This window comes from Rhodococcus sp. 5A-K4, assembly GCF_046097995.1.
Taxonomy (GTDB): domain Bacteria; phylum Actinomycetota; class Actinomycetes; order Mycobacteriales; family Mycobacteriaceae; genus Rhodococcus_F; species Rhodococcus_F erythropolis.
The window spans coordinates 210,871-222,964 of sequence record NZ_JBJURM010000009.1 but is presented as its reverse complement, the minus strand read 5'-3'; the positions used below and the strand labels follow the sequence as shown (position 1 = coordinate 222,964).

The 12,094-nt window shown below is 60.0% G+C and carries 11 protein-coding genes; 1 reads left to right on the top strand and 10 read right to left on the bottom strand.

The features are described 5' to 3' along the window. Positions 1-393: 393 nt before the first annotated feature. Genes ACKAMS_RS14780 through ACKAMS_RS14735 form a run of 10 tightly spaced genes read right to left on the bottom strand, consistent with a single transcriptional unit; the run spans position 394 to position 10,216 of the window. Positions 394-1,299 (bottom strand): oxygenase MpaB family protein, encoded by a 906-nt coding sequence (locus ACKAMS_RS14780; RefSeq protein WP_020968478.1) that lies wholly within the window; start codon positions 1,297-1,299, stop codon positions 394-396. 24 nt (positions 1,300-1,323) lie between these two features. Continuing rightward, positions 1,324-1,881, bottom strand: coding sequence for a hypothetical protein (locus tag ACKAMS_RS14775; RefSeq protein ID WP_046377959.1), 558 nt, complete (start codon positions 1,879-1,881; stop codon positions 1,324-1,326). Continuing rightward, a complete protein-coding gene (locus ACKAMS_RS14770; protein ID WP_020968479.1) occupies positions 1,868-3,088 on the bottom strand; it encodes an MlaD family protein in 1,221 nt (406 codons plus the stop codon). Before ACKAMS_RS14770 ends, ACKAMS_RS14775 begins: the two co-directional genes overlap by 14 nt. Beyond that, positions 3,085-4,149: an MCE family protein gene (locus tag ACKAMS_RS14765; RefSeq protein ID WP_042950842.1), complete on the bottom strand. Its 1,065-nt coding sequence runs from the start codon at positions 4,147-4,149 to the stop codon at positions 3,085-3,087. The genes ACKAMS_RS14770 and ACKAMS_RS14765 overlap by 4 nt, the downstream gene beginning before the upstream one ends. Further along, on the bottom strand, positions 4,146-5,243 hold the full coding sequence (locus ACKAMS_RS14760) for an MCE family protein (protein ID WP_408989185.1): 1,098 nt from the start codon (positions 5,241-5,243) through the stop codon (positions 4,146-4,148). The genes ACKAMS_RS14765 and ACKAMS_RS14760 overlap by 4 nt, the downstream gene beginning before the upstream one ends. Then, on the bottom strand, positions 5,240-6,295 hold the full coding sequence (locus ACKAMS_RS14755) for an MCE family protein (RefSeq protein WP_024487760.1): 1,056 nt from the start codon (positions 6,293-6,295) through the stop codon (positions 5,240-5,242). Before ACKAMS_RS14755 ends, ACKAMS_RS14760 begins: the two co-directional genes overlap by 4 nt. Further along, positions 6,295-7,326, bottom strand: a complete 1,032-nt coding sequence (locus ACKAMS_RS14750; protein WP_020906290.1) for an MCE family protein — start codon at positions 7,324-7,326, stop codon at positions 6,295-6,297. Before ACKAMS_RS14750 ends, ACKAMS_RS14755 begins: the two co-directional genes overlap by 1 nt. After that, positions 7,323-8,516 carry an MCE family protein gene (locus ACKAMS_RS14745; RefSeq protein WP_408989184.1) on the bottom strand — a complete coding sequence of 398 codons (1,194 nt, stop codon included), beginning with the start codon at positions 8,514-8,516 and terminating at the stop codon, positions 7,323-7,325. The genes ACKAMS_RS14750 and ACKAMS_RS14745 overlap by 4 nt, the downstream gene beginning before the upstream one ends. A gap of 33 nt (positions 8,517-8,549) precedes the next feature. Beyond that, entirely contained in the window at positions 8,550-9,407 is an 858-nt protein-coding gene (locus ACKAMS_RS14740) for an ABC transporter permease (protein WP_003945491.1), read from the bottom strand. Next, positions 9,407-10,216, bottom strand: a complete 810-nt coding sequence (locus tag ACKAMS_RS14735; protein WP_046377962.1) for an ABC transporter permease — start codon at positions 10,214-10,216, stop codon at positions 9,407-9,409. Before ACKAMS_RS14735 ends, ACKAMS_RS14740 begins: the two co-directional genes overlap by 1 nt. A 531-nt stretch (positions 10,217-10,747) precedes the next feature. Here ACKAMS_RS14735 and ACKAMS_RS14730 point away from each other — a divergent pair. Continuing rightward, entirely contained in the window at positions 10,748-12,022 is a 1,275-nt protein-coding gene (locus ACKAMS_RS14730; protein ID WP_408989183.1) for a TetR/AcrR family transcriptional regulator, read from the top strand. Positions 12,023-12,094 lie beyond the last annotated feature (72 nt).

Sequence of the window (12,094 nt, the reverse complement as noted above, 5' to 3'; positions counted from 1 at the left end):
CGGGGTGGGACGGGCGGTGGCGATTCGGTAATGCCCGGTTGATCGGGCTGTCACCAACCATAAGAGATGATTACGGATTGGTCACGGGTCGGCGTGTCGACGCATGTTTGTGCAACAGAAATGCATCAAAGAGTGTTTTCCCAGGTGGCGTGGCGATATGCCACCTCTCTCGGCGTTACATAATCGAGATAAAGTGTGATGCAAGTCACTGGAAATGCGTCTTGATGGCGTCGGTATGTGGCGAATGTGGCGCTCGATCGGCCGGTTTTGTCGATTTTCCGGCCCCAGTTCTGGTCACACAGGAGGCTGTGTCGAACCGCGATCTATTGTCGACCGACCGTCCCGATTTACCTGTGGGGCAGCAGAATTGAAAACGAATTACGCGCTGCTGGCTCAGACGAGATTCTTGCTCGCCTTGATCCGACGACGGATGTCGCGCATCTGAATGGTGTTGCCGGCCTGACGAACGGAGCGTGGAATGAACCTGTTGACGAACGACACGAAAATGAAGAGGTGTTCGAACCGGCGGCGGTCGTCTTCGGTCCACTCGAGGTCGAGTTGGTCGCGGTAGATCGGTGGAAGGAATCCGACCGTCAGGAACCGCAACAAGTTTCGGAATACCAGGCGTATCGGCCAAGCGATCATCTGTAGATTGACCAGGTCGATCAGATACTGCTTGGTGCGTTCGTCGATCACGACGCGTTCGCAACCGAGGTTCCAGTAGCGCTCGAAGTCTGCGCGTGTGGCCGGCCACATCTCTTCGGTGACCTGCAGTGTCGTTCCCAAAGTCGATGCGGACTGATAGAACGACTCCGCCTGTTCTTCCGACATCTTGCCGTGCAGCAACTGATGACTGTCTTCGAAACCGATGAACAGGCAAGCAGCAACCCATAATTGGAGTTCGCGATTGAAGGCGTTGTACTTGACCGGGCTGTTCGCATCCGACTTCACATGTCGGTGTACCGAATTCACGGCCTCGCGGTAGGCCTTTCGCTCTTCCTCGTTGCCCAGGATCGCGACCGTCAGGTACTGCGTTGTGGTTCGTGCGCGCTTCCACGGATGCGCTGTCAGAGCACCAGATTCGACCTTGCTCTCCATGACGCCGTACGCCACCTCGGGCCAACCGAGTTGCAGGATGACGTTGGCAGCGGCTCCGGCGAACGACCAGAAATCGAGTGCGTCGGTGATGTGTGCGGGTTTACGTGCCCACCGCCTACGCTCCGCCGTGATGGTGATGCGTGTCTGATCGGTCCGAAGAGACGACTCGGACTTTTCCGAATCCAGGTAGTGAGTGGGCATGGATCTTCCTCCGCGCGTGGTGAGTTACTTGGTCTCGACGTTGCTCACGAGCCACCGGTCGTCCGAGCGGACCAGGGACACGACCATGCGGTACTTCTGTGTGTTTCCCTCTGGCGCTGCGACATTCTTCGCTTGTTGGTCGACGAACACGAGCACCTTGGCCGACGAATTGTCCAGCGATTCGATGCCGACGTCTGTCGCCGTTGCGCTCGCCTGGCCTTGCCCCCCGGCGACGACTTCGCGCAGTGAATCGACCATCGTTCGGTAGGTGCCGGCAAACTCGTCGGTCGACATCGAGGCGATGCTGTCTTTGTTGGCATCGAGGTTCTGATAGTCGAAGGAGGACATGATGGTCGAGTAATCCCGCGCGGTGTCCAAAGCCTCCTGCCGCAGCGTGTCTTCCTGATTCGCCGAGTACATCTGGAATCCGAGCACCACCAATGCTGCGACCAGCGCTACCGCTATGAGTGAGATCAGTGCGTTGCGTGGCTCCTTGAGGCGGCGAAGTAGCGACGGAGAAGTCGGATGTTCGGCCACCGCGGCTTCAGCCTCGTCGAGTAGTGCGTTGTCACCGTGTGCCATTTCCCAGTCCTTCCAACATCAATCTCCAGTAGTTCAGGGCTTCGACTCCGGTCGGGACGAGAATCGGATCTGCGACGACGGGCGGTCCGATCGGCGTACCGGGGACCGTCGAGTTCTGCAATCCGAGGTCGTTCGGGCGGGGAGCATTCTGTGCTCCGCGTTGGACGAGGTCGTCGGCGGGGGGACAGTACATCGCCAGACTTGGACTGGTGGGAGACAGATCGCCGACCTCACGCCGAGGGGTGTCGTAGTTACAGACCGGCCCCTGTGTGGCAACCAAGGCAAAGTCGGCGCGATCGCCTTTGACGATGGATGCCAGTTTGGCGAGACCTTCAGGAATCGTGACAAGTCCGGTTTCGAGGGCGTCTGTGCGGTCGGAGATGATCGGTGCGACAGTGACGAGATTGGCCAGGACCGCTCCGAAAGTGTTGTGGTACTTGTCGAACAACTGTTGAGCGCTGTTCAGGGCGGCGGGCGAATGATCGGTGAGGTAGATCAGTACCGGAGCGTTGGATTCGAGTTGTTCGGTGAAGTTCTTGGCAGCTGCCATTCCTCGGACGAACGAATCCGATTGTGTCGCCATGGAGTCCACCAACGTGGAGGTTCGCGACAGCAGCGCGGCGAGTTCGGCCGACTGGTCGTTCAACTGCGCGGACATGGTCCCACCGTTGTCGATCATCGTCGCCAAGCTCGGGCCGAGCCCGTTGAACGAATTTCCCAATTCGGTCCCGATGTCGCTGATCGCTTGCGGATCAATCCCTTCCAGGACACCGGACGCCTGAAGCATCAACTGGCTCATCTGGACCGGTTGCTGATCCGCGGGCATGGCGATTTCGTCGCCGTCCCGAAGATACGGGCCGTGGTCTGTGTTGGGATAGATGTCGACATTCTGAATTCCGGCTGCGGTTCCCATCGTCACCTTGGCGACGCTGTCGGTAGGTATCTCGGTGTTGTCGTTGAGTGAGAGTTCCACCCGAGCCGAGCGGGTGCCTGCGTCGAGTTCGACTTCACTCACTTTCCCCACCTGTACGCCGCGATACGTGACGACCGTGCCCTTGGTCAGCCCGAAGGCGTCGGACATGTTGGCGTGCAGCCGGATTTGGCCACCGAAACCCTGAGGGCCGACCACGTAGACGATTCCGAAAGGGATTACCACAGCAGCGATCAGAGCGAACAGGACAAGTTGAACAAGCGCAAGGCGACTCAACGCAGACCTCCCTGAAGTAGATCGGTGAGAGTTCCCGCCGGTGCGATCGATTGACCGGCCATCCCGCCGTTCCAGAGCTTGTCGATCGTTCCCGGAATATCCAGGGCGCCGTCGAAAACGAGGTAGTCACCTTGGACTGCACTGGTGAAGTTCTCGAGCAGTCCGTTCATATTCGCCAGTGTCTGACCGATCTCCGAGTTGAACGAATCCAGAGTCCCGACAACGGTCGACGCATCGTGCAGCATCGCGTCGAGGCCGTCGGGTGACGAGTCGAGGATGGTGTTTGCGTTGGTGGCGAGCTGAACGGTCGAGTTCAACAGGCTTGCAATCTGATCCTTCTGTCCCACGAGAATCGACACCACCTGTGGAACGGAATCGAGGTAGTTGTCGACAACTACGCGTTGGCCGGCCAGTTGGGAGGAGACCCGGGCAGCGAGGTCGACGGCCTCGTCGAACTCGCTGCGGTGACTGCTTGCCTCTGCCATGAGCGAGGTCAGGGTGTCGGTCAGAGAACGAACTTCACCGGAGCGCCCGGAAAACGCGGTGTTCAGCTCGCGCACCACGGTATCGAGTTGATCGATGCCGCTTCCGGTCAGAACCGTACCGAGCGTGGCAAGCGCACTTTCGACTTGCGGACCGATCTCGGTGCGAGACTCCGGAATTGTGTCGCCGTCGCTGAGCATCGAGCCGGACGGAACCTCCGGCACCAATAGTCTGATGAACGGGTTGCCCAGTGCGGACGGGAGTTCGACGGATGCTTCGACGTTGTTCGGCAACGGCGTCGCGGCGTCCAGACTCAGCGTCACATCGGCTCCGACGACGTCGGCGGACAGCGCGGATACTCGACCGATGACTTTCTGGCCGCTGCGGACGTCTGCCCCCAACACCAGGCCGTCGGCGCCGGCCAGCTGCAGCGCCACGTTGTACGCATCACCGTCGGCCGAACGACCCAGGGGTAGGTCTTGAATGCCTGCGCTACAGCCGCCGAAGGCGAACACGGCCACAGAACCCACGCCGATGATCACGAGACCGGCGACTATTCGAACCGATTGCCGCGTCAATTGCCACCTCCGGGGACGGCTCCGCCGGAAATCGCGGAGGCGATTCCGAGCGGATCAGAAGTGCTGAGGGGGAAGGAAATCGGATTCGTGAACCCGGCTCCGGTACAGATCGGCAACTTGTAGGTGTCGCACAGCGGTTTCGCAACCGCGAACTGAGTCAATGCAGTCGAGACGTTGAGCCGAATGCGCCCGCGCTGATCAGGACCGATTGTCTGGGAGAGGTTCTGCATCATCAACGGCACCAGGTCCATGAACTCGGCGAGGCCGGGTTCTTTGGCAGCCAGAGTGTCACCGAGAACTCGCACGTTGTCGGCTATGGCACCGACATCATCGCCGTGAGTTGTCATGAAACTGTTCAACTGGTCGAAGACCACCTGCAGATCCTGCAGAGGCTGTGAGATGTCCATGTTCTGGTTCGCCCACTGATCGCCCAATGTGCCGAGGTCACCGACAAGTTCGTCGAGGCTGACCTGCCGTGCGTCCAGAGCATTCATCAAGGTGTTGAGATTGTCGACAAGGGCACCGATGTCTTCCGACCGAGCGCCGACAACTCCGGTTGCCGTGCTGAGGTTGCGAATTGCGGTGTTGAATTGATCACCCTGGCCCTGCCATCCGGCAGCGCCGCGGCTCACGAGATCGCCGAGATTGCCCCCATCCCCGGCAAATGCGTCGGCCAAAGTGCTGACGCTTCCCATCAAGCCGTCGAAATCTATGGGGGAGTGGGCACGTTCGATCGGAATCTGGTCGCCGTCTTTCAGCGTCTCTCCGCCGGTGTAAGCCGGGCCGAGTTCGATGTGGCGATCGCTGATCACCGATGGATTGAGGACATAGGCCGAGGCGTCGGCGGGCAGGTCCACGGAGTTGGGCATCGACATCGCTACTCGAACAGAAGTTCCGCGAGGTTCCACCGACGTGACCGTCCCGACGCCGACTCCGAGGACGGTGACCTTGCTTCCCTCGTAGATTCCGCCGGCATAGCTGAAATCGGCGTAGACGGTCTTGGACTGATCCGTTCGTCCGAAGATGTACCAACCGGGGAGTGCAATCGCCAGGGTCACGACCAGCATGGCCGTGACGGCTTTTCGTGTATTCACTTGCAGCCCTCCATGATGCCGAGCGCGCAGAGCAGATTGTCCGGGATCACGGCGGCCGGCGCGTTGACGTCGGTCCAATTGCCGGTGCCGGTGGAATCGGTGACCGAACGCAGCGCGGAAGGAAGACGAGTCAACAGCAGGTCGATCTGATCTGCGTTGTTCTTCAGCGTGGTGGTGACCTCGACGAGGTTGTCGGTCATGGCTCCGAACTCGTCCTGACGATCGACGAAAGTGGTGGAGAGCTTCGAGATGATGATTGTCAGGTTGTCGACCAGTTGAGTCAGTGCGTCCTTGCGCATCGCAAGAGTACGAACGATCGTCTGAGCATTGGCCGCAGTACCGACTATCGAATCGGTTTGTGCCGCAGCCATGTCCGACAGCTCGCGGGACATGATGAGAATCTGGTCGATCTGTTCACTGTTCTGCGCGAAAGCCGCCGAGGCGCCGCTGATTCCGGCCAGCGCCCGGCCCACCTGATCGGAATCAGTTGGAATCACCTCCGAAAGGGTGTTCATCATGGACTCCATCGCCTGTAGGTCGACGCCGGTGGCCGCAGTAGTGGCATCACTGCTGACGTCGTCGAGGCTGTACGGCACGGTAGTGCGGGAGAGCGGGATGACCCGCGCATCGGAGTCGTCGACCACTCCGGCCGGCACGATCTCCAGGTAGCGCTTGCCAAGGACCGTCTTGAGCCTGACAGTCGCCGTGCTCTGGTTTCCCAAAGGCTGGTCCTTGTCCAAGCGGAAGTTGACGACGACGTGGTCGCCGGCAAGGTCGATCGAATCCACTCGGCCCGCGGGAACCCCGGCCACGTAAACCGGATCGGTGTCGGAAAGCCCGCTGGCATTGGCCAACTCCGCTGTGTATGCAGACGTGCGTACGTTGTACCAGAGCTTCGGAATGCCCAAGGCGGCGCCGAGTCCCACCACCAGAACGAAGATTCCGAGACTACCCAGGGCGAGAGCGGTGCCGCTACCGCTGCGACGGCGATCTCCTTTGAACAGGAAGAGCATGATGCCGACGAACACGTCGATCAGCTTGACCAGGAACATCATGAGCACACCGGCGAATGTGTCGGACCGAAGATGTTGGCTTCCATGTCGCCTGCCTTCAGAGTGAAATTGCACAGATACAGGCTGATGAAACTTCCGTAACTTCCGATCCGGTTGGCGGCGTCGGCGAACTGGGGAAGGTTGGCGAGAAGTCTGTTGAACTCGTCGGTGCTCGCAATCCAACTCCCGGTGACACTTTCGAGTTGTTGCACGGTCTGACCGAATGCGCCGTTCGACCCGGCCATGATCTGAGCCAACGACGAGACAGTTCGGTTTCCCTGATCCAAGAGCGAGACCAGTTGATCGTTCTGCCCGACGACGGAAGTACTCAGATCGTTCAAACCGTCCAGCAGACCGACCAATTCGGGTTGGCGTTCGTCGACGGAGGTGAGAAGAGTGTTCATGTTCGTGAGTAGTTGTGCGAAGACGTCCTGACGGTCGACAAGGCCGGAGCTCATGGTCGCGATCTGGTCGAGGAGGGTGGTCATCGCCTGGCCCTGGCCGTTGAAGGTTTCGACAAAACTTCGCGTGAGCGTGTTCACCTGCTCGGGCTGCAGCGCGGCGAACAACGGTTTGAACCCGTTCATCAGTGCCGTCAAGTTGATCGGCGGTGTTGTCTGCGCCAGCGGTATCGTGTCACCTGGTTCGAGCTGTCGTGCGGATACCGTTGTCGCGCTGTCGTCCTGCGTCAGTGCCAGATATCGAGCACCGAGCATGTCGCCGTAGCGCACGGCGGCACGGACATCCGACTCGAGGGAATATTGCGACTCGATTTCGACGTCGACGATCGCCTTGCTCGTGCCGCCGCCGTTGTCGGCAAACGCAACCGAGTCCACGCGGCCGATACGCACACCGGACATCGTGACCGGGTTACCCGGGTTGAGGCCTTCGACATCGGTGAACTCGAACGAATACGAATCAGTGCTTCCGCGGACCGGGACCGACAACGTGTTCGCCACGAACGACGCACAAGCGATGCCGGTGAGACAGAAGAGTGACAACCGAATTACCTGGCCAGGACGGACCTTCACGGGACGGTCACCTCATTTCCCCTGACCATCGGCCCCAACATCAGTGTTGTTGCCGGGTTGGGGGTGTCCGAGCGTTCCGGCGAGCCGCCCAGTAGTTGATCTTCGAGGTATCGCAGCGTGGCCGCTTCGGCTTCGCCGCCCACGACCGGGGCACTGGCGGGTTGTGCAGGCGTCAGGTTGGAGCCTGAACACTGCGCGCCGCGCGAGTCCCCGTACTGCGGGCAATCATCGCCCGTGTATGGGAGCGGTTCGGCGAACGTGGCAACTGCTGTGATGTCGAACTTACCGGTGGCGAAGACCCGCGCGCCCGCGGCGCCGAACGTACTGGCATTGGCGAGGGTGGAACGCAGTCCTCCGGGATTGGCCGCGGTGGTTGCGAGTATCTTTCCGGCGGAATCGATCACAGTGATGATGTTTCGGTTGTTCTCCACGACAAAATCGTCGACGGTAGCGGCGAAGACTGCGGCCGCGCCGATCGAGGACTCGAGATTCGCTCTGTTGGCGACCATGTTGTTCGAGACGGTTGTGGCGGCTGCCAAGGTATCGAGAATGTCGGGGGTCGCGCGGTCCAACGCGTCGACGACCGACTTGAATTCGGGTGTCGATTCGAGGAAATGGTGTGCGGCGGGTGTCAGTACGCCGGACGCGGCACTGAGATTGTCTATCGTGGTACCGATCTCGGCTCCGTTTCCGTCGAGTGCCTGGCCCAGCGCAGTCAGGGCTGTCTGCAGCTTCTCGGGCTGCATCGCGGTGAGGACGCCCACCAACTTGGTGTACACGTCGTAGAGCGCAACGGCTTCGGGACCGTCGTCCATGTGGATCTCGTCTCCGTCCGACAGAGTCGTCTGGCCCTGCTCATTCGGACTGTCCACGAGCTGCATGTAGATGTCGCCGAAGAACGTTCGCGGAACGACGCGGGCCACCACGTCGGCGGGAATCTTCGACGCGTCATCGGTCTGAATCTGCAACTGCACAACGGATTCGGCGGTGCCTGATTCGATTTCGCCGATTCGGCCGACGTTGACGCCGTGGTACCGAACCGGAGCTTCACCGCTGATGAGACCGGCTGTGGCTGGAACAGCGACGAAGATGTCGGTGCTCTGCTCGAGGTTTCCCGAACCGCGTAGAACCATTGTCACAGCGGCGGCGACGGCTACCACTACGGCGATCGCGCCGCGAAGGGCGTACACGATCTTTGTGTGTGTAGTGAGTCTGTCCACGGCTCAGACCCCCATTCCCGGGATCTGGGGCACGAGGCCCCACAGCGCGAAAGTCATCAGTACGTCGAGGATTCCGATCGCGAGGATCGCAGTACGGAGCGCGCGCCCGGCAGCCTGCCCGACGCCGGCCGGACCACCGGAGGCATAGTAGCCGTACGCGCAGTGAACCAGCGCGACAACAGCGGCGAACACCACGGCCTTGAGGCCCGAGTACAGGAGATCCTGCGGCGAGATCGCCAGATGGAAGAAGTAGTCGTAAGTACCTGCCGATGCACCGTTGAAGAACACGACGACCAGTCGGGTCGACAGGTAACTGGCGAGCAGCCCGATCATGTAGATCGGGATGACGCAGATCATGGCAGCGATCACCCGCGTACCCGCGAGGAAGGGGATGGATCTGATCGCCATCGAGTCGAGGGCGTCGATCTCGTCCGAGATGCGCATAGCCCCGATCTGGGCAGTGAAACCCGTTCCGACCTTGGCAGCCAACGCGATAGCGACGACAACAGGGGCAAGCTCACGGGTGTTCGCGACCGCAGACAGCATGCCCGAGAGCGAGGTCATCCCGACGAGTTCGAGGCCCCGGTGAGTCTCGACGCCCAACATCATTGCCGCGGCGAGCGACATCGCGAAGACGATCCCGATGGTGCCGCCGCCGGACAGCAAGGAGTTCGTGCCGAAGCTGACCTCGCTGATCTGACCGAGTACGTGCTTGCGGTACTTGGTGAGCGCAAAAGGGATCGATGCGATGGTGCGGACGTAGAAAGTGACGTGCTGACCGAGGGAGACGAGGCCGTCACCTGCGGTTCGCAGGGGTCTGCTCGCTTGACGGGCTCGAACACGGAGATCGACGAGCGACATCAGAATTCACCGACTGCCGGGACGATTACGGTGTACAACGCGGACAACACTGTGTTCACGATGAAGACGAGCGCGAACGCAATGACGACGGCCTCGTTGACTGCGTCGGCAACGCCGCGGGGGCCGCCTTTTGCATGGAGACCTTTGAAAGTGGCCACCAAAGTCGAAGCGAGGCCGAAGATCGCGGCTTTCACCAAAGCCATGACGAAGTCGGACGATCGACCGTATTGGCTGAACGTTGCCATGAACGTTCCGGCCGGAAGATGCTGCACGTAGATGTGGTACAGATAGCACGCGATCACTCCGCCGAAGGTCACCATCGAGCACAGTGCGAGGGAGACGATCACTGCCGCAACCAATCTCGGAGCTACCAGGCGTTCGATCACATCGATGCCCATCACTTCCATGGCATCGATCTCTTCGCGAATCTTTCGCGAACCAAGATCGGTGCAGATCGCCGACCCGGCAACACCGGCCATCATCAACGCGCACACCAGTGCTGCGGCCTGTCCGACGATGATGAATGCCACGACGGCGCCCGAGTAGCCACCGGCACCGATGCGGCCGGCCAGTTCGCCGACCGACACCGCGATGAAGACACCGATCGGAATCATGAGGAGCAGCGACGGACCAGTGCTGACGCGACCGATGAAGAGCGTCTGAGTGATCGTCTCGTGCAACGAGAGTCGCCTGCGGAGGATTGCCGTGAACAGGCCGAACAGTGCCTGCACCGAGAATCCGATCAGATAGCCCCCCTGCAACGCTACGTCTCGTACCGGGCCTTTCGGGGCTGGTAGCTCGTACGTCATCTAATTGAATTCCTTTGCAGATCAACATGGTTCAGCACGAAAGTCGAACTGTTCGGACGCTGGCGGTCGAGCGAACTGCTTGTGAAGCATCTCACACATATATGTGACGTGGCAAGCATTATGTGAACGAAAATTCTCGGGTGAGTTTTCGGTGTAACTGCGACGGTCAGCGCTTTGACGTGGCAATATGAGTTCTGTCGGGTGGTGTCCTCGGCTTAAGTTCATCGAAATTCCGGAAGCCGTCGTCCGATGTCCCGACCGGGGAGGGAGGGGCCGCTTCGAGCGGTGACCCTACCCCTGGTTTCGACCACAGGGCAAGGCTTTGTTAACGAGAATTCTCTCGAGCTTCAGCATCGATGATCGGGGCGATGCAGTTGATGGCAACCTAAAGTTAGGGCAGTTAGCAGCGTATATAGAACGTGGATACAGTGGAATCTCGAAAGTTTCCGATGGCGCGCAGCGATTATGATTATGCTCATTCGCAAAAGGATCGGTTTGGTGTCTGGTGGGGCTGAGAGAGGGGGTGCGCGAGTGAGCCCGAGACAGCAGTCTGTCGATGCGCAGACAGTTGACGAACAGACCTCGCGTGTAATCCTTCGAGCAGCGGGATCGGAGTCGGTCAAGCGACGTCCGAAGGACCGCAAGGCGAAGATCGCCGCTGCGGCTGCAATTGCGTTCAGCGAACGGGGATATCCTGCCGTAGGCGTCGAGGATATTGCGTCGTCCGTCGGTATTTCGGGTTCGGCACTCTATCGGCATTTTCCGAACAAGTATGCGATGTTCCGCCACGCGGCACTGGAATTGACCGACGCGCTCGAGAGTGCACTCGATGCGGTCTCCGTCGCCGCCGATGCAACTGACCGGGAGCGCCTACGCGAGGATTTGCTCGCTGTGATCCGAACGACGGTGCGTAATCGGCGCACAGCCGGGATCTACCGGTGGGAGAGTCGGTTTCTCGACGCTGCCGATCGGAAATCGGTCCGAGCTCAGGCAGCTGCTGTCAATCACCGAGTTGCACTGCATCTTTCACGCTCCGAACCGCCGGCGAGTGCTCGTGCCGAAACTATCCTCACCTCAGCGATGTTCAGCGTGATCGGCAGCATCACCGCTCACAATCTGATACTGCCCCAACGTCGGATGGAGCAAGTTCTTCTCGACGCTTGTCTGTCGATCGAACACGGTGGGAGTGCAATTACATCGCGGCGGTCGGAGCAAACTGTGTCGACGCGGTCGGTGACGACGAACAAGCGTGAACGTCTGCTACAGGAAGCCGTGCGGCTCTTCGATTCTCGCGGTTACCACGACGTCAGTATCGAAGAGATCGCAGCCGCTGCGGGTTTGAACGCTTCCGGGATGTACCGCTACTTTCCGAGCAAAGCGGAACTTCTCGGGGCGGTGTTCTATCGAGCGGCAGACCGTCTGGACCTTGCGACGGCAGCAGTATTCGAGTCTGCGACGTCGCCGGAGGAAGCGCTGCGCGCACTGTCGGCGATGTACGTGGAGTTGTCGTTTGCACAACATGAATTGATGTCGGTCTATTTTTCCGAGATGAACAACCTTCTGCCGGGACATCGAAGCGATCTGAAGAATCGCCAGAAGCTGTACGTGGTCGAGTGGGCGCGGATACTTCGCGAAATTCGTCCGGACCTTTCGGCGATAGAGGCGAAGTTCCTGGTTCACGCTGCTTTGAACCTGGTCCCCGACATCGGACGCTTGATGAAGTTCGATGTTGCTGCAGAAAACGCCTCCACACTTCAGACGTTCATGTCAGCAGTTCTCTTCGGCCGCCAGGCTCCGGCGCCCTGAACTTCTCGCCGCCCTGAACTTCTCGCCGCCCTGAACTTCTCGCCGCCCTGAAACTTGTCGGACGGCGTGCGT

Excerpts from the sequence above, each read along its gene's own strand:
- ACKAMS_RS14735 (WP_046377962.1), bottom strand. The coding sequence starts at position 10,216 with ATGACGTACGAGCTACCAGCCCCGAAAGGCCCGGTACGAGACGTAGCG.
- ACKAMS_RS14755 (WP_024487760.1), bottom strand. The coding sequence starts at position 6,295 with ATGTTCCTGGTCAAGCTGATCGACGTGTTCGTCGGCATCATGCTCTTC.
- ACKAMS_RS14780 (WP_020968478.1), bottom strand. The coding sequence starts at position 1,299 with ATGCCCACTCACTACCTGGATTCGGAAAAGTCCGAGTCGTCTCTTCGG.
- ACKAMS_RS14740 (WP_003945491.1), bottom strand. The coding sequence starts at position 9,407 with ATGTCGCTCGTCGATCTCCGTGTTCGAGCCCGTCAAGCGAGCAGACCC.
- ACKAMS_RS14775 (WP_046377959.1), bottom strand. The coding sequence starts at position 1,881 with ATGGCACACGGTGACAACGCACTACTCGACGAGGCTGAAGCCGCGGTG.